Here is a 17,576-nt window from a genome sequence, read left to right on the forward strand (position 1 = left end):
GTCGAGGGGGAGGGGGCCGGGAGAGCCTGACTCCACAACCTTGTCCCCGACTGGTTCAGCTGAAGCTGGATTTCACCAGTCCGCTGGCGAGGCCCATGTCGAGCGTAGCGCCGTGCCTGGCCTTAAGCTCCGCCATCACGCGCCCCATGTCCCTGATCGATTCGGCCCCGGTGCTCGCCTTGGCTTCCTCGATTGCGGCGCGGGTCTGCGCCTCGTCCATCATCTGCGGGAGGAACTCCTCGATCACCGCGAGCTCGGCCTTTTCCTGGTCGGCCAGTTCCTGACGACCGCCGTCTTCGTACATGGTGATCGATTCGCGGCGCTGCTTGGCCATCTTCTGCAGCACTTCGGTGACGAGCTCGTCGTCATTCTCCGGGGCCTTGCCGGTGCGCGCTTCGATATCGCGATCCTTGATCTTGGCCCCGATCAGGCGAAGCGTAGCGGTGCGTTCCTTGTCGCCTGCCTTCATCGAAGTGACGGTGGCGGTCTTGATATCGTCGCGAAGCATTGGTGGATCCCTTGAGATTCGTTTGAACGGGTAGATTGCCCCGCCAGATAGGGCTTATTCCGAAAAATGGAAATTGTGCCCCGATTAGTCGGTTTTTGGCGCGTATCGCAGTTGACGCGGCATGGCTGGATGGCTAGCGGCTGAGACTTAGCGACATTGCTGGAAAACCCCTTACTCGGAGCGCCCCATGGCCCTTTCCGCCACCACTCCTGCGCAACCCAAAGGTGCGACGGGAGTCCTCGTTCTGGCCGACGGAACCGTTATCTGGGGCAAGGGCTTCGGCGCTGTCGGCAGCGAAGTGGGCGAGGTCTGCTTCAACACCGCGATGACGGGCTATCAGGAGGTGATGACCGATCCCTCCTACGACAGCCAGATCGTCACCTTCACATTCCCGCATATCGGCAATGTCGGCGCGAACGAAGAAGACGTGGAAAGCCGCGGCCTCGGCGCCGTCGGCTGCATCGTGCGCGAGGAAGTGACCCCGCACTCCAATTTCCGCGCGCGTGACGAGTTCGTCGAATGGTGCGCGAAGCATGGCAAGGTCGGCCTCTCGGGCGTCGACACCCGCGCGCTGACCCGCCGCATCCGGCTGAACGGTGCGCCCAATGCGGTGATCGCGCATGATCCGCAGGGCAAGTTCGACATGGTGGCTCTGCTCAAGCAGGCGCGCGAGTTTTCCGGGCTGGAAGGGCTCGACCTCGTCCCGCGCGTCAGCCGTGAGGAAAACGAGGACTGGCGCGGCGCGCATTGGCAGCTCGGCCATGGCTATGGCGAAGGCAACGCCGTGAAGCCGCATGTCGTCGCGATCGATTACGGTGCGAAGGACAATATCTTCCGCAACCTCGTGAAGGCGGGCGCGAAGGTCACCGTGGTGCCCGCGCGCAGTTCGATCGAAGAGATCATGGCGCTACAGCCCGACGGCGTGTTCCTGTCGAACGGTCCGGGGGATCCGGCGGCGACGGGGGATTATGCGGTTCCGGTGATCAAGGAACTGCTGGAACGTGACGTGCCGTTGTTCGGCATCTGCCTCGGCCACCAGATGCTCGCGCTGGCGGCGGGTGCGAAGACGGCTAAGATGCACCAGGGCCACCGCGGCGCGAACCATCCGGTCCAGCGTGTCGGGGAGGGTTGGGGCGAAAGCACCGGCCTCGTCGAGATCACCAGCATGAACCACGGCTTCGCGGTCGATGCGGACACTCTGCCGGCAGGCGTCGAGCAGACCCATGTCTCGCTCTTCGATGGCAGTAACTGCGGGATCAGCATTGCCGGCAAGAAGGCGTTCGGCGTGCAATATCACCCCGAGGCATCTCCTGGCCCTCAGGACAGTTTTTACCTGTTCGAGAAATTCGTGGGGATGCTGGGGTGAACTTGGAGACTACCACTATCCCGAGATTGAAATTTGCCAAACGATGGCAAGTTCAAGCGCGTTGGATAATGTTTGGGGCCATGGGTTGCATTTTGCTGGCCGCGATTTTGGGTAAATTCTGGCTTGCTCTGCTTGCTGTGATGTTCGCAATGCCTGCGGCTTGGCTATTTAATCTTCAATGCCGAAAATGTTCTTGGCCTGTCTATCGAGCATTCGGGAGTGCGAAGCAGAAATATCAGCGGGACCAATTATTGGCGCCACTCAATTCGAAAATTCTTTGGAACCTGCCAGCCGCCTGCACAAAGTGCGGAACAGATTTTTCTGGCACTGATCCGGTGGAAAGTTTTTAATGCCCAAACGCACTGACATCTCCTCGATCCTCGTCATTGGCGCCGGTCCGATCATCATCGGGCAGGCCTGCGAGTTCGACTACTCCGGCACGCAGGCGATCAAGGCGCTGAAGGAAGACGGCTATCGCGTCATCCTGGTGAACTCGAACCCGGCCACGATCATGACCGATCCCGAGTTTGCCGATGCGACCTATATCGAGCCGATCACGCCCGAAATCGTCGCCAAGATCATCGAGAAGGAACGGCCCGACGCGGTGCTGCCGACGATGGGCGGGCAGACCGCGCTGAACTGCGCGCTCAAGCTCGACGAAATGGGCGTGCTCGAGAAGTTCGGCGTCGAGATGATCGGTGCCAAGGCCGACGCGATCGACAAGGCCGAAAACCGCCAGCGTTTCCGCGAGGCGATGGACAAGATCGGCCTCGAAAGCGCGCGCAGCGGCATCGCGAACACCGTGGAGCAGGCACACGCGGTGCTCGAAACCACCGGCCTGCCCGCGATCATCCGCCCCAGCTTCACGCTTGGCGGCACGGGTGGCGGCATTGCCTACAACAAGGCCGAGTTCGAGCGGATCGTGCGCGAAGGGCTCGACGCATCGCCCACCACCGAAGTGCTGATCGAGGAATCGCTGCTCGGCTGGAAGGAATACGAGATGGAGGTCGTGCGCGATCGCGCCGACAATGCCATCATCATCTGCTCGATCGAGAACGTCGATCCGATGGGCGTGCACACTGGGGATTCGATCACCGTCGCCCCGGCACTGACGCTGACCGACAAGGAATACCAGATCATGCGCACCGCCAGCATCGAAGTGCTGCGCGAGATCGGTGTCGAAACGGGCGGATCGAACGTGCAGTTCGCGGTCAATCCGGATGACGGCCGGTTGATCGTGATCGAGATGAACCCGCGCGTCTCGCGCTCCTCCGCGCTCGCGTCGAAGGCGACGGGTTTCCCCATTGCGCGCGTCGCGGCGAAACTCGCGGTCGGCTACACGCTGGACGAGATCACCAACGAGATTACCGGCGCGACGCCGGCCAGTTTCGAACCGACGATCGATTACGTGGTGACGAAGATCCCGCGCTTCGCCTTCGAGAAGTTCAAGGGCGCGAAATCGGAACTCGCCACCGCGATGAAGTCGGTCGGCGAAGTCATGGCGATCGGCCGCAACTTCCAGGAATCGATGCAGAAGGCGCTGCGCGGGCTCGAAACCGGGCTCGACGGCTTCAACCGCGTGACCGAGCTTGAAGGCGTGAGCCGCGAGGTTATCACCGCTGCCCTGTCGAAGCGTACGCCCGACCGGCTGCTCAATGTCGCGCAGGCATTCCGCGAGGGCATGAGCGTGGAGGACATCCACCAGGTGACGTCCTACGACAAGTGGTTCCTGCGCCAGATCGAGGCGATCATTCTTGCAGAAAAGCGGATCAGCGCCGATGGCCTGCCCAATGATGCGGCGGAGCTGCGCCGCCTCAAAGCCATGGGCTTTTCGGACAAGCGCCTCGCGACGCTCGCGGTGCGTTCGGTCGGTGTCGCAGGCGGTATGGCCGAGACACAGGCGCGCCGTTCCGGCCTGTTGCACGATGCGCTGAAGGTCATGGCCGGTGCCACCAGCGAGGACGAGGTGCGGGCGCTGCGCGAAAAGCTGGGCGTGCGCCCGGTGTTCAAGCGGATCGACAGCTGCGCCGCTGAGTTCGAGGCGATCACGCCCTACATGTACTCGACGTACGAAGCGCCGACCTTTGGCGAGCCGGAGAACGAGGCGGACCCGAGCGACCGGAAGAAGATCGTGATCTTGGGTGGCGGTCCGAACCGGATCGGGCAGGGCATCGAGTTCGACTATTGCTGCGTCCACGCCTGTTTCGCACTTGCCGAAGCAGGCTTCGAGACCATCATGGTCAACTGCAACCCGGAAACCGTCTCGACCGATTACGACACGTCCGATCGGCTCTATTTCGAGCCACTGACGGCGGAAGACGTGCTGGAAATCCTGCGCGTCGAACAGTCGAAGGGCGAGCTCGTGGGCGTGATCGTCCAGTTCGGTGGTCAGACTCCGCTGAAACTGGCGCAAGCTCTGGAGGACGCTGGCATCCCCATCCTCGGCACTTCGCCCGATGCGATCGACCTTGCCGAAGACCGCGAACGCTTCGCCAAGCTGGTCCACAAGCTGAAGCTGAAGCAGCCCGACAACGGCATCGCCTACAGCCGCGACGAAGCCGCCGCCGTGGCAGCGCGCATCGGTTATCCGGTGCTGCTGCGCCCGTCCTACGTGCTGGGTGGCCGCGCGATGGAGATCGTCGACAGCGAGGCGCAGCTCGATGACTACATCAAGACGGCGGTCAACGTCTCGGGCGATTCGCCCGTGCTGGTCGACCAGTATCTGCGCGATGCGATCGAATGCGATGTCGACGTCGTGTGCGATGGTCACGAAGTCCGCATCGCGGGCGTCATGCAGCATATCGAGGAAGCGGGCGTCCACTCGGGCGACAGCGCCTGCACGCTGCCGCCATACTCTCTCTCCGCCGATATCGTGGGCGAGATGGAGCGGCAGGCCGAAGCGCTGGCGAGGGCGCTCAACGTCATCGGCCTGATGAACGTGCAATTCGCGGTCAAGGACGGTGAAGTCTATCTGATCGAAGTGAACCCGCGTGCCAGCCGCACGGTGCCCTTTGTCGCCAAGGCGATCGGGCAGCCGGTCGCCAAGATCGCCAGCCGCGTGATGGCGGGCGAGCCGCTGTCGAACTTCGAACCGTTCAAGACCGATCTGCCCTATATGGCGGTGAAGGAAGCGGTGTTCCCGTTCAGCCGCTTCCCCGGCAGCGATCCGATCCTGACCCCGGAGATGAAATCGACCGGCGAAGTCATGGGGATCGATCGCAGTTTCGAAGCGGCTTTCCTCAAGTCGCAGATCGCTGCGGGCATGAATCTCCCTAGCGGCGGAACGCTGTTCGTTTCGGTCAAGAACAGTGACAAGGACCATATCGTGCCCGCAGTGAAGACGCTGATCGAGCAGGGCTTCTCGGTGATCGCCACGGGCGGGACCCAGGCGCATCTTGCCGAACAGGGTCTGCCGGTCGAACGGGTCAACAAGGTGGCGGAGGGGCAGCCGCATATCGTCGACCGGATCATCGATGGCGATGTCGACCTGATCTTCAACACGACCGAGGGCTGGCAGAGCCTGCTCGACTCGAAATCGATCCGCGCATCCGCACTGGAGGAGAAGGTGCCGTACTACACGACGGCCGCCGCTTCCGTTGCCGCGGCGAACGCAATTCGTGCGGTAAACGCAAGCCAGCTTGAAGTCCGCTCGCTCCAGGACTATTATAGCTGAACGAGTTTTAGCGTCCCTCCCGAAATTTCGACCAATCGGTGCCGCTCGGCAGATGCGGTGCTGGTGTCGAAATGTCCCGAATTCCGGGTCGAAAGGGCGGGGCGCGCTGAAGGAAGAACAGGATGGCTACGATGGAAAAGGTTCCGATGCTGGCAGAAGGCTACGAGCGGCTTACGGCCGATCTCAAGGCACTGCGCGCGGAACGCCCGAAGATCGTCGACGCGATCGAGGAAGCGCGCGCGCATGGAGACCTGTCGGAAAACGCGGAATACCACGCCGCGAAGGAACGTCAGGGCCAGGTCGAGGCGCAGATCTCCGAAATCGAGGATCGCGTAAGCCGCGCTCAAATCATCGATCCGGCTTCGCTTTCGGGCGACAAGATCGTGTTCGGCGCGACCGTCACCTTGCTCGACGAGGACGATAAGCCGGTGAAGTACCAGATCGTCGGCCAGACCGAGGCGGAAGCCAGTAAGGGCCGCATCTCCTACAACTCGCCCATCGGCCGCGCGCTGATCGGCAAGGAAGTGGGCGACGAGATCGAAGTCACCGTGCCGAGCGGCGACAAGTTCTACCTCGTCGACAAGATCGAGTTCATCTGACCCTGCAGCGAAGGCGCTCAGTCGAGCGTTTTCGTCATGGCGTAGTTGTGGATCGGTACGCTGCCACCGGCGTACTCGATCGTGAAGTCGCGCCTGTGCGAGACTCGGTAGCCAGCGCGTTGAAAGGCGGGTCGAGCGAGTTCGCTGGCCTCGGTATATAACTTCGAAATGCCCTGCCGCCTCGCGTTGAGGTCTGCCTCGGCCAGAAGCTGCCCGGCCAAGCCGCGCCGGGTATGGTCGGGATGACAATAAAGCATGTCGAGATGCCCGTCGGGTTCGAGCAAGGCGTAGGCAACGGGGCGGTCATTATCGTCAACGGCAATGAATATCAGCGCGCCCTTGGTTGCGCTCGATACGAACCTTTCCGCACCGGGATGCCGGGCCGCCCACGCCATGACTTGCGCGCGCGAGTAGGCGCGCGGCCCTATGGCGTGGATGGCAGCTCCGGTGATTTCGGCCAGTGCGCCGGCATCACCCTCGCGATATTGGCGAATGGCATAGGCCACCGGCTGTCGCGATCGTGCGTGTCAGGCTTCGGGATCGAGCAACTTGTGCAGATGCACGATCACATATTTCATTTCCGCATCGTCGACCGTCCGCTGGGCGTTTCCACGCCATGCTTCGACCGCGCGATCGTAATCGCCATAGACGCCGGCGACGTGCAGGCTTTCCGGATCCTGGAACTCAAGTTCACGCGGATCGGTCACTCGGCCGCCCATCACCAGATAGAGCTGCTGCTTTGTTTCTTTTTCTTCCATTGGAGAAATAATCCTGTCCTTGGGGAGGTATCGCCGCGCACATACGCAAAACGGCGCGACAGGCAAGCCCATCGCGCCGTTTAAAGCGGTGTGTTTAAGGATCAGTGGGTAATGCGCGAGCGCAGGTTACGTACTGTCCGGCCTGCCTTGCGCGAAGCCGATCGTGCTGCGACGCCGGTCCGGTCTGCGGCCTTGTCCGCGAAATACGCGGTGTCACGGCGCGCGCTACGAGCACTAGCGGCCATGCTCTCGCCAAGATCCTCCAGCTTGTCCTGACCGTCGCGAGCGAGGTCTCCGGCGCGGTCGATTGCATGCATCCCATAGGCGAGGGCGGCATCGGCGAACAAGGTGGCGAGCACTCCGCCACGGCGTGCCACGCGGCGGCCCGGCTTGGTCATCGCACCGATGGCGAGGCCGATGGCGATAGCGCCGCCAATGGTCGCAATAGGATGCGCCTTTACGAACTCTGTGGCGCTTTCTGCAGCATCGCGAGCGCGGTCGGCCAATGCACGTTCCTCATTGCGTTTCTCGCCTGCTTCGATCTTTTCGCGCAGTTCGGCGCGTTTCTCATCCGATGTCATCGTTATCTCCAATTATTTGTGCCTTGCTCAACCAATGCGGCGTCACAGGCTATTGTTCCGAAAGGCTTTCGGTCTCGGAACCGTCATCCTCATCTTCGTCGGAGAACAATTCCATGATGGGATTGCGCGCGAACCACAGGACTACCGCGCCGACCAACGCGGCCAGAACACCGCGGTTGTTGTCGGCAGCTTCGCCTGCTCGCTCGAGCACGTCCTTCGCGCCCTCACTAACGGGACCGAACATCCGATCCTTGAGACTTTTGCCCGACAGGTCCTGCTTCAGGTGAGCCATGTCGGCCTTGACCAGGGCACGCGCAGCATCCCGGATCGCCCGATCTTCGCGCAATTGCTGTTTCGAGCCTGCCATCAGTCGCCTTCCTCGAAAGCTTCGCCGATTTCACGCGTTGCGCTCTGTACGCGCAGCAGCATGATGACGGCGAGAAGAAGCAGAACACCGGCGACGATCAATGTCGCGCCCAGGGCGGTGACATAGGGCGTCAGCACGATGACTGCGCCCACCACGAGCGCGATCAGCGCCAGATGGACAAAGCCCAAGGCAAAAATGCCGAAAAGCGCAGCTGATTTCCCGCGATCTGCGGTAAACGCGAGCCGCGCCTTCTGGTAGGCAATCTCCGCCTCGGCGTAGGTCTTGCCGTCTTCAACGAAGGCCGCAATTTCATCAGAAAGTGAAGGTGAAGACGCTCTGGCCTCGCTCGGTTCATCGCCGAGCGAGGCTTCAGATTCATCTGCTCCCGGTTCCTGCCCTACTTGGGACAGGTCATCATCGCGCATGGATTTCCCCCGCGGTTTTCTTAATTATCCGCGGCGGCTGCCCGAGAACATACGTGCGAGAACGAAGCCGAAAATGGCTGCGATACCGACGGCGGTGCCAGGGCTCTTGCGAACGAACTCGCGGGCGTCTTCACCGATCTCGTCAACGCTCTTTGCGTCGAGCTTGGCCGAGGCTTCCTGCAGGCTGCGCGATGCCTTGCGGGCATAATCGCCATACTGTTCGCCGAAGCGGCCATCGATGTCGGTTGCGGTATCGCCCACGACCTTGCCCAGCGACGAAAGTCCGTCACTGACCTTGGTCTTGCCTTCGACGGCGAGTTCGCCCGCCTTGGTCTTGGCTTCGTTTCCGTAATTCTTGGCTTCGGTCATGAGATCACCACTCTTGGTCTTGGCTTGGGCGCGATAGGCGCCAGCACGTTCGCCAGCCTCTGCTCGTAGCGCTGCTGCACCAGCCTTCGCTTCGTCAAGCGCTGCGTTGAAGCGGCTCTTGGCTTCGGCGCGGTTATCGACGGTTTCGGTGGTCGCGGCCGGCACCTTTTTGGACGACGCCTTCTTGCTGGTCGACTTCTTCGGTTTGGTTGCGGTTTTCTTGGTTGTTGTCGCGTCGGACATGATGTGTTTCCCTCTTGCCATAGGTCGTAAAGTTATCTCTCACCGAAACGCGGTTTCGGCCCTCGGAATCACAACGCGGCTTGCGCCCGAGTGTTCCGAGGAATAGAGCGCGCGGCACATCCCATATGGGGGTGTGTTATCCGTTTACAACACCCAGACCATCGGAGCGACCCGAAATGACCGCGATTATCGACCTTCATGGCCGTGAGATTCTCGATAGCCGAGGCAACCCGACGGTTGAAGTCGATGTCCTCCTGGAAGACGGAAGCTTCGGACGCGCGGCGGTTCCCTCGGGCGCGTCGACGGGAGCGCACGAAGCGGTCGAGCTGCGCGACGGCGACAAGAGCCGCTATCTCGGGAAGGGCGTGCTCAACGCGGTCCTCGCAGTGAATACCGAGATCCGCGAACTGCTCGTCGATACCTATGATGCAGAAGATCAGCGCGACGTCGACATGGCGATGATCGCTCTTGACGGAACGCCCAACAAGGGACGCATCGGCGCGAACGCCATTCTCGGCACCAGCCTCGCAATTGCCAAGGCGGCGGCGAATGCACGCGGGCTGCCGCTCTATTCCTATGTCGGCGGCGTTTCGGCGCACGTCCTGCCGGTTCCGATGATGAACATCATCAATGGCGGCGAACATGCGGACAACCCGATCGACATCCAGGAGTTCATGATCATGCCGGTGGGCGCGGGCAGCCTCGCAGAAGCTGTCCGTTGGGGTGCGGAAATCTTCCACACGCTCAAGAAGGGTCTGTCGGACAAGGGGCTGGCGACGGCGGTCGGCGACGAGGGCGGTTTTGCGCCGGATCTCGCCAGCACGCGCGACGCGCTCGATTTCATCATGAAGTCGATCGAGCAGGCGGGCTTCAAGCCCGGTGAAGAGGTGGCCCTGGCGCTCGATTGCGCCTCGACCGAGTTCTTTTCCGAGGGGCGCTACGACATGGCGGGCGAGGGCACCTCGCTGTCGAGCGCAGAGATGGCGCAATACCTAGCCGATCTGTGCAACGACTATCCTATCCGTTCGATCGAGGACGGCATGGGTGAAGATGATTTCGAAGGCTGGAAAATCCTGACCGACCTGATCGGTAGCAAGGTCCAGCTTGTCGGCGACGACCTGTTCGTGACCAATCCCGAGCGCCTTGCGATGGGCATCGAGAAGGGGCTCGCGAACTCTCTCTTGGTAAAGGTCAACCAGATCGGCTCGCTCACCGAAACGCTCGCGGCGGTCGATATGGCGCACCGCGCTGGCTACACCTCGGTAATGAGCCACCGTTCGGGCGAGACCGAGGACGCAACGATCGCTGACCTCGCGGTCGCGACCAATTGCGGTCAGATCAAGACTGGCTCGTTGGCGCGTTCAGACCGGCTCGCCAAGTACAACCAGCTCATCCGGATCGAGGAAGAGCTGGGCGACAACGCGAAATATGCCGGTCGTGGCTGCTTCGGCGCGCTTTCCAGCTAAGGCAGGAACTTGCGCTGAAGATCGTATAGTGCGAGCGCGGCCTTTGCCGCCTCGCCGCCCTTGTCCTTCTGTGCCGGATCGGCGCGGACCAGCGCCTGCTCTTCGTTCTCTACTGTAAGGATGCCATTGCCGATGGCGATGCCGTCCATCGTCAGCGCCATGATCGCGCGCGCGCTCTCGCCCGCGACGATTTCGAAATGATAGGTTTCCCCGCGAATGACGACGCCGATGGCGACGAAGCCGTCATAGCCGCCTCCTTCGACTGCGAGCGCGATAGCGCCGGGGATTTCCAGCGCGCCCGGAACGGTCAGCACCTCTGCTTCGTGACCGGCTGCCTCGAGCGCACCGCGCGCGCCCTCGACCAGCATGTCATTGAGATGCCCGTAGAAACGGGCTTCGACGATCAGGAAACGGGCCATGGGGTCACTCCGGAATGGGATGGTGGTCGACGATGTTGAGGCCATAGCCTTCGATCGCGACGACATTGGGTTGCGAATTGCTGAGCAGGATCATGTCGTGGACGTTGAGATCGGCGAGGATCTGTGAACCGATGCCGACATTGCGAACCTCGTCCTCCGTGCTGTAATCGCCCGTTGCCGAGCGGCCGCGCAATATCACGATAACGCCCGATCCATGCTCGCCGATGGCCTTCATGGATCGTTGCAGGATGCGCTTGCGCGGGCTCTCCTGCCCCAGCACATCATCGAGGATCGAGATCGGGTGCACGCGTGCGAGGGTAGGTTCACCTGGCACCACGTGGCCCTTCTGCAGGACATAGGCTTCGCTGCCATCAACCTTGTTGCGATAGGTCAACAGCCGCCACTGGCCGCCGTAGGAGGATTCGAAGCTGCGCTCGTCGATGCGCTCGACGAGGTGATCGTTGCGCATGCGATATTCGATCAGGTCGCGGATCGTGCCGATCTTGAGATCGTGCTTGCGCGCGAAGGTCACCAAGTCGTCGAGCCGCGCCATCGAGCCGTCTTCGTTCATGATCTCGCAGATCACGCCCGAAGGGTTGAGGCCCGCGAGACGGGAAATATCGACGGCTGCTTCCGTGTGACCGGCGCGTACCAGCACACCGCCATCGCGGGCGGTCAGCGGGAAGACGTGGCCCGGGGTGACGATGTCGTCCGGCCCTTTGGTGGCGTCGATCGCGACAGAGACCGTGCGCGCGCGATCGGCGGCTGAAATGCCGGTGGTGACGCCTTCCTTGGCCTCGATCGAGGTGGTGAAGGCGGTTTGCATGCTCTCCGTATGATTACGGCTCATCGGTTCGAGGCCGAGAGCGTCGACCCGCTTGCGGTCGAGCGCAAGGCAGATCAGGCCGCGGCCATGCGTTGCCATGAAATTGACCGCCATGGGCGTTGCCATCTGCGCAGGGATAATGAGGTCGCCTTCGTTCTCGCGGTCCTCGTCATCGACGAGAATGTACATCTTGCCGTTGCGCGCTTCGTCGATGATCTCCTCGATCCCGACGAGCACGGGGCGTTCATCATTCTGCAGCAGAAACCTCTCGAGTTTAGCGAGAGTGTCTGCGGTGGGATTCCAACCGTCATCGCCGCAATCGCGCAGGGTGTTGGCATGTAGCCCGGCAGCGCGGGCAAGACCTGCCCGGGTAATTTCGCCCGAGGATACCAGGTCGCGAACCTTGTCTATGATCAATGTGCTCATGCGGCCCAACTATCACATCTGAATGTGATTGCAACCTGAGCATTAAGTCAGTGTAATGTGATTAGGTCGCGCTGGGAGAGGAGCAGCAGCGCTTAAAATCGTTGGCATTGGGAGGAAAATGGTGGACGCACTAGGGCTCGAACCTAGGACCCGCTGATTAAGAGTCAGCTGCTCTACCAACTGAGCTATGCGTCCACACGATGCCGGGCATCGGGGGCGTGGCGGCGGCTCCAAGAAGCCATCCGAATCACGCGAGGCGCTGCATATAGCGACTGTCCCGGCAAAGCCAAGGCCAGAAAGTCAGTCCCGCAAAAGAACTTCGTCGAGCACGCCGAATGCTTCCGGGGTCAGCACCACGAGCGAGCCCAGCGGATCGTGCAAATCGGGCTCTATCCGTGCCAGTCCGGCATTCTGCAATTGCCTCAGCAGACGCAGCGCGCGCGGTTGATCGACCCCCGATACCGCATGCAGCTGGCGCAGCGCGGTCGCCTTGCCACTACCCTGCCTTTTTCGCAGCAGGTCAACCAGTCTGAGCAGTTTGCTGGAGGAGTCTGCGGTGTCCTCGCCGTCTGGCCGGGACGAGGAACTCCTGTCCCACGGCATGGCAAAGCGAGGCCACGCCACCTTTCCGATTGCGACTGCGCGCATGCAAGACCCTTGTCATTCTCATGGCCGCGAGGCCCACGACAACTCGCCACGGGTTTCCTGGCAAGCCGACAATCGATCCATACATTCGGTGACTAGCGACCTTTGGAAGGTCGCAGGCAAGCGACCCGAATGAATGAGTTCCGGGTGCCTTGGTGCTGCTTGTGCAGCTTCGTTGGGCACCTTGGGCAAGCTTAGGCGGCGAAAGTTAAGAGGGTGTTGCGGGCGGGACCGGGCAGATTAGCTAGTCAGCCCAGCAGTCGACGTGGGGCTTCACGGTTCCAGCGATTGACCATCATCAAGATGCCCACGCAGATCATGTTGGTGAGCATCGAGGAGCCGCCGTGGCTCATGAATGGCAGGGGGATGCCGACGACGGGCGCAAGGCCCATAACCATCATCAGGTTGATCGAGACGTAGAAGAAGATTGTCGCGACCATCCCATAGGCCAGCAGGTGCGAGAAGCGGTCGGGCGCATCGGCGGCGACCTTCATCCCCCAGCGCAGGATAAGCGCGAAGGCGCCCAGAACGAACAATCCGCCGATCAGGCCCCATTCCTCGGCCATAGTCGCGAAGACGAAATCAGTGTGCGGTTCGGGCAGGTAATTGAGATGGCTCTGGGAACCCTCGTTGAACCCCTTGCCACCGATCCCGCCGGAACCGATCGCAATTTTCGACTGGGTGATGTGATAGCCCGCGCCCAGAGGGTCGCTTTCGGGGTCGAGAAAAGTGGTTACGCGGCGCTGCTGATATTCCTTGAGCGCGAAGAAGTAGGCGAGCGGGACTGCGACCGCTCCAACGCCCGCTCCGATCGCGAACCAGCGCATGGGGAGCCCGGCGAGAAGCATTATGACTGCTCCGCCAAATCCGATCGCGAGCGCCGTGCCCAGGTCGGGTTGCATCAGCACAAGCGCCATCGGCAGTCCGATAATGACCGAGGCCGGTACCAACGCGCGCCAGCTGTTGATCATGCCTGCGGGAAGGGTATCGTAGAAGCGCGCGAGCGTCAGGATCACCACTGGTTTCATCAGCTCGGAAGGCTGGATCCGGATCGGTCCGACCTCCAGCCAGCGCTGGCTACCGCCGCCCATTGCGCCCATCGCCTCCACGGCCATAAGCAGCAAAAGAACGCCGACATAGGCCGGGTAGGTCATAAACTTGACCAGGGGTTTCGGAAATACTGCGATGACCGATGCCATCACGAGGAATATGGCGAAGCGCAGCAGATGCGACGCTGCGAATGGCTGCATCGCACCGCCGGCAGCGGAATAGAGGACGGCCGCGCCGAACCCGACAAGCAGGAACAACGGGATCAGCATCTGCCAAGGCTGGCGTGCTACCGGCTCCGGAACGATGCTGTTCACTCAGCCGAAGCTCCGGCAGGGGTGGCGGAGTTTCCACGAGGCGCTCCGCGCGCCACGGGATCGGGACGTGGTGCAATCGCGTCTTCGGCAATATTTTCCGATTGGGTCGCGGCGATGCGCGCCTCGGCCTCGACCATGTCGAAGATTTCCTCGTCACGCCGGGGCTGCGCCACCACGGTTTCTCCTGCGGCTGCGGCATAGGCGGCGTATTTTGCGTTCAACCGTTCCTGCGCGGTGCCGCCCCACTGTTTTTCATAGGCGTGGAGCGCCTCCATGCCTTTTGCGGGATCGAACATGAAGGTCATCACGTCGCGCGCGATCGGATAGGCCGCACCCGAGCCGCCGCCGTGCTCAATCACGACTGCTCCTGCGTAGCGCGGCTTGTCGAAGGGAGCGAAAAAGATGAAGAGCCCGTGATCGCGGTATTTCCACGGTCCGCTCTTACCATCCGAGAGGTTGAGGCCCACGACCTGCGCCGTCCCCGTCTTCCCTGCCATCAGGACATCTTCCAGCGGCAGGCGGCCGCGGCCAGCGGTACCGGGGCCGTTTACGACATCGCTCATGGCCTGCCGCACATAGGCGACATGTTCGGGCGGAAAGTCGATCTCGTCAAAACCCTTGGGCTTGGTGTTCATGGTGAGCCGCGGCATGACATGCGCGCCGGTCGCGATGCGCGAGGCCATCACGGCCAGTTGCAGCGGGCTGGCCAGCATATAGCCTTGCCCGATGGTCGCGTTGACCGTGTCGAAGGCCTGCCATTCACGGTCGTATTTCTTCTGCTTCCACTCCGGGTCGGGCACGGTCCCGTAGAACTGGCTGGTAACGGGCAGCGGGAATTCCTGACCCATGCCGCAACGTCGCGCCATTGCCGCGATGGGGTCCATCCCGATGCGCTGGGCGAAGTAGTAATAATAGACGTCGCAGCTCTGGTAGATGCCCTTGGCCATGTTGACCGTGCCGTGCCCGCCACGCTTCCAGCAGCGGAAAACGCGATTACCCACGCGCAGCCCGCCGCCGCAAAAGACGGTCTCTTCGGGGTCGAGGCCTTCCTTGAGGAAAGCCATGGAGACCATCGGTTTGACCGTTGATCCGGGGGGATAAAGCCCTTTGAGCACCTTGTTGCGCAGGGGTACGCGCTCATCCTCGCGTAGCATCGAATATTCGACGCTGCCGATACCATCCGAGAAGCTGTTGGGGTCGAAACTCGGCATGGAGGCCATGCACATCAGGTCGCCGGTCTTGCAATCCATCACCACGACCGAGCCGCTCTCGAGGCCAATGCGGCGGGCCGCGTAATCCTGCAGGGGGCCGTCGATGGTAAGCCGGATCGGGTTGCCCTGAACATCCTCCCGGGTTTCGAGGTCGCGCACGATCCGGCCTGAGGCGGTGACTTCCACGCGGCGCGCGCCCGGCACACCGCGCAAGGTCTGTTCGAACTGCTTTTCCAGTCCGTCCTTGCCAATCTTGTAGCCCGGCGTGATGAGGAGCGGATTGCGATCCTCCTCGTATTCCTCGGCCGAGGCTGGTCCGACATAGCCGATCAGATGACCCACGGCAGGTCCGGTCGGATAGAAGCGCGAGAAGCCGCGCTGCGGCACGACACCCTGCATATCGGGCAAGCGAACGCTGATCGCGGCAAACTCCCGATAATTGAGGCCGCTGGCAACCTCGATCGGCTTGAAGCCGCGGGCATTCGCCAGTTCCTGCTTGATGTCCGAAATACGGCCCGCATCCAGGCCGAGCACCTTGCCAAGCTCATCGACGGTCTTTTCGGGATTCTTGAGCCGCTCGGGAATGATGTCGACGCGGAAGTCGGCCCTGTTCGATGCGAGCGGAGCGCCATTGCGGTCGAGGATCCAGCCGCGCCGCGGCGGGATCAGTGTAAGGTTGACCCGGTTGCTCTCGCTTTCCGTCCGATACTTCTCGTTCTCGGCGATGGCGAGATAGCCCAGCCGTGCCGCGAGCAGCACGCCGATACCGCCCATGCCGGCGCTGACCAGAAAGCTGCGCCGCTCGAACTCGTGTTTCAGGATGGAGGCATTGACGATTTGCCGCTTCTTCTTCCGCGGCATAGTCAGATTCTCCAGAAACGCGTCAGGCGCAAGGTATCGAGGGCAGCGACCATGCGCGAGATGATGGGGTAAAGGAGGACGGACAGCAACATTTGCGGCAGAATAGCGAAGAGGAGGTGGATGTTTGGCACAATCCCCGCGGCGGGAATCGCGAGCAGGAGATACAGGACGATGACTATACCTGCGCTGAACCAGTCCTGCCAGAATCCGCGCCACGGGAAGCGCGTTTCGACCAGTTCAAGCGCTATCATGGCGAGCGACCAGAGCAGGATTGCGCTGCCAAACGGCTGACCGCTGAAAAGATCGTCGAAAGCGCCGAGAGGCACTCCGATCCACAAGGGCATGAGACCGGGACGCATCGCTCTCCACGCCAGCAGCATGACAAAGCCGACCGGAGGAATGATCGGCATTCCGACCGCCAGCGGTAGGGCCGGCAGCAACGAGCCCAGCATTATCGACAGATAGGGCAGGGTATAGGCAAGCAGTGCGGACTGTTCGCGGTTCAGCCGTTTCCCATACTGATCGGCGCGCGCGCGAGGATTGATGCGCTCCATCAGCCTTCCGGTTCCTCGTCGCTGACTTCGACTTCAGCGGGTGTGGCGGCGCTTTCGACGGCCTCTTCCTGCCAGATCGGTTCGATCGAAACGAAGTCGGCCGCGGCGGGATCGGCGACGAGGCGCGCAATGGCACCGTCATCGGTAATCTCGGTTGCAATGGCGACCGCAACACCCGGGCGGTAGTAACCACCGGTGCCGCTCGTCACGAAGACGTCGCCTTTCTCGATCGGATTAATGCCGAGGTTGACGAGCCGGATGTTGAGCAAACCATCGCCGCGCCCCTGGGCAAAGGCAACAGTGTCGTCGATGGCGCGCCGAACCGGCAGCACGCTTTCACTATCGGTGAGGAGCAGCACACGGGCGTTGCTTGCAGAAACTTCGAGCACCCGGCCTACGACACCCTTGGGCGAGCGCACCGGCATGCCCGGCTCGACGCCCTTGTCGCGGCCCGCGCCGACATAAGCGAAGCGACGCGCGCTCGACGCGGTCGATCCGACCAGGCGTGAGACAGCGACGGCTTTGACCTCGGTTTCCTGCAGACCCAGAAGCGCGCGCAATCGAAGATTCTCTTGCTCGATCGCATCAGCCTCGGCGAGACGAACACGCGCAAGTTCGAGCTCTTCCTTCAACGCGGAATTCTGTCTGCCCGCTTTGAAATAGCCTGTGATAGTGTCGATCACACCAACGCGCGTATCGCGTGCCACAGCTGTCACCTGCCCCGCCGGCTCAACAACATCGCGGGCACCGCCGCGCAGGCCGTTGAAGGCCGAGGGCTGCCACAGCGATACCCCAAGCAGGACGGCACCGACGAGGGCACCCAGCGCCGCGACCACGTAGCCGGTGAAGATCGAATATTGCGCCCTGCGCGAATGGCCAGTGCGCCGGGATGAGGACGATGCCATGCTCCCGGAC

General features: G+C 61.9%; 19 protein-coding genes and 1 tRNA gene. 5 read left to right on the top strand and 15 right to left on the bottom strand.

Going from position 1 to position 17,576, the window contains the following annotated elements; genetic code table 11:
* Positions 1 to 55: 55 nt before the first annotated feature.
* On the bottom strand, positions 56 to 508 hold the full coding sequence (locus CCE89_RS13080; RefSeq protein WP_086438490.1) for a GatB/YqeY domain-containing protein: 453 nt from the start codon (positions 506 to 508) through the stop codon (positions 56 to 58).
* Between the two features lie 187 nt (positions 509 to 695).
* Between CCE89_RS13080 and carA the strand changes: the two genes are divergently transcribed.
* From carA to greA, 4 genes are all read left to right on the top strand, one after another.
* Positions 696 to 1,874 (top strand): glutamine-hydrolyzing carbamoyl-phosphate synthase small subunit, encoded by a 1,179-nt coding sequence (gene carA / locus CCE89_RS13085; RefSeq protein WP_086438491.1) that lies wholly within the window; start codon positions 696 to 698, stop codon positions 1,872 to 1,874.
* Between the two features lie 68 nt (positions 1,875 to 1,942).
* Positions 1,943 to 2,224 carry a hypothetical protein gene (locus tag CCE89_RS15490; RefSeq protein WP_143256048.1) on the top strand — a complete coding sequence of 94 codons (282 nt, stop codon included), beginning with the start codon at positions 1,943 to 1,945 and terminating at the stop codon, positions 2,222 to 2,224.
* Positions 2,224 to 5,547, top strand: coding sequence for a carbamoyl-phosphate synthase large subunit (carB, locus tag CCE89_RS13090; RefSeq protein WP_086438492.1), 3,324 nt, complete (start codon positions 2,224 to 2,226; stop codon positions 5,545 to 5,547). The genes CCE89_RS15490 and carB overlap by 1 nt, the downstream gene beginning before the upstream one ends.
* A gap of 122 nt (positions 5,548 to 5,669) precedes the next feature.
* Positions 5,670 to 6,146, top strand: coding sequence for a transcription elongation factor GreA (gene greA, locus CCE89_RS13095; protein ID WP_086438493.1), 477 nt, complete (start codon positions 5,670 to 5,672; stop codon positions 6,144 to 6,146).
* A gap of 17 nt (positions 6,147 to 6,163) precedes the next feature.
* Here greA and CCE89_RS13100 read toward each other — a convergent pair whose 3' ends face one another.
* From CCE89_RS13100 to CCE89_RS13125, 6 genes are all read right to left on the bottom strand, one after another.
* The gene (locus CCE89_RS13100) at positions 6,164 to 6,652 is read right to left on the bottom strand and encodes a GNAT family N-acetyltransferase (RefSeq protein WP_086438494.1); all 489 of its coding nucleotides are present in this window, start codon (positions 6,650 to 6,652) and stop codon (positions 6,164 to 6,166) included.
* Between the two features lie 21 nt (positions 6,653 to 6,673).
* Entirely contained in the window at positions 6,674 to 6,904 is a 231-nt protein-coding gene (locus tag CCE89_RS13105; RefSeq protein WP_086438495.1) for a DUF4170 domain-containing protein, read from the bottom strand.
* Positions 6,905 to 7,005: 101 nt separating this feature from the next.
* Positions 7,006 to 7,485 (bottom strand): hypothetical protein, encoded by a 480-nt coding sequence (locus CCE89_RS13110; protein WP_086438496.1) that lies wholly within the window; start codon positions 7,483 to 7,485, stop codon positions 7,006 to 7,008.
* A gap of 49 nt (positions 7,486 to 7,534) precedes the next feature.
* On the bottom strand, positions 7,535 to 7,852 hold the full coding sequence (locus CCE89_RS13115) for a hypothetical protein (protein WP_086438497.1): 318 nt from the start codon (positions 7,850 to 7,852) through the stop codon (positions 7,535 to 7,537).
* On the bottom strand, positions 7,852 to 8,277 hold the full coding sequence (locus CCE89_RS13120) for a phage holin family protein (RefSeq protein WP_086438498.1): 426 nt from the start codon (positions 8,275 to 8,277) through the stop codon (positions 7,852 to 7,854). Before CCE89_RS13120 ends, CCE89_RS13115 begins: the two co-directional genes overlap by 1 nt.
* Before the next feature lie 24 nt (positions 8,278 to 8,301).
* Positions 8,302 to 8,889, bottom strand: coding sequence for a hypothetical protein (locus CCE89_RS13125; protein WP_234990081.1), 588 nt, complete (start codon positions 8,887 to 8,889; stop codon positions 8,302 to 8,304).
* Positions 8,890 to 9,065: 176 nt separating this feature from the next.
* Here CCE89_RS13125 and eno point away from each other — a divergent pair, with 176 nt between their 5' ends.
* Positions 9,066 to 10,355 (top strand): phosphopyruvate hydratase, encoded by a 1,290-nt coding sequence (gene eno, locus CCE89_RS13130; protein WP_086438499.1) that lies wholly within the window; start codon positions 9,066 to 9,068, stop codon positions 10,353 to 10,355.
* Here the strand turns inward: eno and ribH are convergent.
* The 8 genes from ribH to mreC all read right to left on the bottom strand — a co-directional run bounded on the left by ribH (position 10,352) and on the right by mreC (position 17,566).
* Positions 10,352 to 10,774 (bottom strand): 6,7-dimethyl-8-ribityllumazine synthase, encoded by a 423-nt coding sequence (ribH, locus tag CCE89_RS13135; protein ID WP_086438500.1) that lies wholly within the window; start codon positions 10,772 to 10,774, stop codon positions 10,352 to 10,354. The two genes, eno and ribH, sit on opposite strands and share 4 nt — an antisense overlap.
* Positions 10,775 to 10,778: 4 nt before the next feature.
* The gene (gene ribB / locus CCE89_RS13140) at positions 10,779 to 12,026 is read right to left on the bottom strand and encodes a 3,4-dihydroxy-2-butanone-4-phosphate synthase (RefSeq protein ID WP_086438501.1); all 1,248 of its coding nucleotides are present in this window, start codon (positions 12,024 to 12,026) and stop codon (positions 10,779 to 10,781) included.
* 119 nt (positions 12,027 to 12,145) lie between these two features.
* Positions 12,146 to 12,221: transfer RNA gene (locus tag CCE89_RS13145), tRNA-Lys, on the bottom strand.
* 105 nt (positions 12,222 to 12,326) lie between these two features.
* Positions 12,327 to 12,674 (bottom strand): hypothetical protein, encoded by a 348-nt coding sequence (locus CCE89_RS13150; RefSeq protein ID WP_086438502.1) that lies wholly within the window; start codon positions 12,672 to 12,674, stop codon positions 12,327 to 12,329.
* A 245-nt stretch (positions 12,675 to 12,919) separates the two neighbouring features.
* A complete protein-coding gene (rodA, locus tag CCE89_RS13155; protein ID WP_200810361.1) occupies positions 12,920 to 13,990 on the bottom strand; it encodes a rod shape-determining protein RodA in 1,071 nt (356 codons plus the stop codon).
* 41 nt (positions 13,991 to 14,031) lie between these two features.
* Complete coding sequence (gene mrdA, locus CCE89_RS13160) at positions 14,032 to 16,107, bottom strand: penicillin-binding protein 2 (protein ID WP_086438504.1); 2,076 nt, start codon at positions 16,105 to 16,107, stop codon at positions 14,032 to 14,034.
* Positions 16,108 to 16,109: 2 nt separating this feature from the next.
* A complete protein-coding gene (locus CCE89_RS13165; RefSeq protein WP_086438505.1) occupies positions 16,110 to 16,661 on the bottom strand; it encodes a rod shape-determining protein MreD in 552 nt (183 codons plus the stop codon).
* Positions 16,661 to 17,566: a rod shape-determining protein MreC gene (gene mreC / locus CCE89_RS13170; protein WP_086438506.1), complete on the bottom strand. Its 906-nt coding sequence runs from the start codon at positions 17,564 to 17,566 to the stop codon at positions 16,661 to 16,663. The genes CCE89_RS13165 and mreC overlap by 1 nt, the downstream gene beginning before the upstream one ends.
* Positions 17,567 to 17,576: the final 10 nt, after the last annotated feature.

This window comes from Altererythrobacter xiamenensis, from assembly GCF_900177715.1.
Classification (GTDB): domain Bacteria; phylum Pseudomonadota; class Alphaproteobacteria; order Sphingomonadales; family Sphingomonadaceae; genus Erythrobacter; species Erythrobacter xiamenensis.

Coding starts and splice junctions, on each gene's coding strand:
- carB (WP_086438492.1), top strand. CDS start 2,224: ATGCCCAAACGCACTGACATCTCCTCGATCCTCGTCATTGGCGCCGGT.
- CCE89_RS13150 (WP_086438502.1), bottom strand. CDS start 12,674: ATGCGCGCAGTCGCAATCGGAAAGGTGGCGTGGCCTCGCTTTGCCATG.
- CCE89_RS13125 (WP_234990081.1), bottom strand. CDS start 8,889: ATGTCCGACGCGACAACAACCAAGAAAACCGCAACCAAACCGAAGAAG.
- CCE89_RS13110 (WP_086438496.1), bottom strand. CDS start 7,485: ATGACATCGGATGAGAAACGCGCCGAACTGCGCGAAAAGATCGAAGCA.
- rodA (WP_200810361.1), bottom strand. CDS start 13,990: ATGCTGATCCCGTTGTTCCTGCTTGTCGGGTTCGGCGCGGCCGTCCTC.
- CCE89_RS13080 (WP_086438490.1), bottom strand. CDS start 508: ATGCTTCGCGACGATATCAAGACCGCCACCGTCACTTCGATGAAGGCA.
- CCE89_RS13105 (WP_086438495.1), bottom strand. CDS start 6,904: ATGGAAGAAAAAGAAACAAAGCAGCAGCTCTATCTGGTGATGGGCGGC.
- CCE89_RS13165 (WP_086438505.1), bottom strand. CDS start 16,661: ATGGAGCGCATCAATCCTCGCGCGCGCGCCGATCAGTATGGGAAACGG.
- mreC (WP_086438506.1), bottom strand. CDS start 17,566: ATGGCATCGTCCTCATCCCGGCGCACTGGCCATTCGCGCAGGGCGCAA.
- mrdA (WP_086438504.1), bottom strand. CDS start 16,107: ATGCCGCGGAAGAAGAAGCGGCAAATCGTCAATGCCTCCATCCTGAAA.
- CCE89_RS13120 (WP_086438498.1), bottom strand. CDS start 8,277: ATGCGCGATGATGACCTGTCCCAAGTAGGGCAGGAACCGGGAGCAGAT.
- eno (WP_086438499.1), top strand. CDS start 9,066: ATGACCGCGATTATCGACCTTCATGGCCGTGAGATTCTCGATAGCCGA.
- carA (WP_086438491.1), top strand. CDS start 696: ATGGCCCTTTCCGCCACCACTCCTGCGCAACCCAAAGGTGCGACGGGA.
- CCE89_RS13115 (WP_086438497.1), bottom strand. CDS start 7,852: ATGGCAGGCTCGAAACAGCAATTGCGCGAAGATCGGGCGATCCGGGAT.
- ribH (WP_086438500.1), bottom strand. CDS start 10,774: ATGGCCCGTTTCCTGATCGTCGAAGCCCGTTTCTACGGGCATCTCAAT.
- greA (WP_086438493.1), top strand. CDS start 5,670: ATGGCTACGATGGAAAAGGTTCCGATGCTGGCAGAAGGCTACGAGCGG.
- ribB (WP_086438501.1), bottom strand. CDS start 12,026: ATGAGCACATTGATCATAGACAAGGTTCGCGACCTGGTATCCTCGGGC.
- CCE89_RS15490 (WP_143256048.1), top strand. CDS start 1,943: ATGTTTGGGGCCATGGGTTGCATTTTGCTGGCCGCGATTTTGGGTAAA.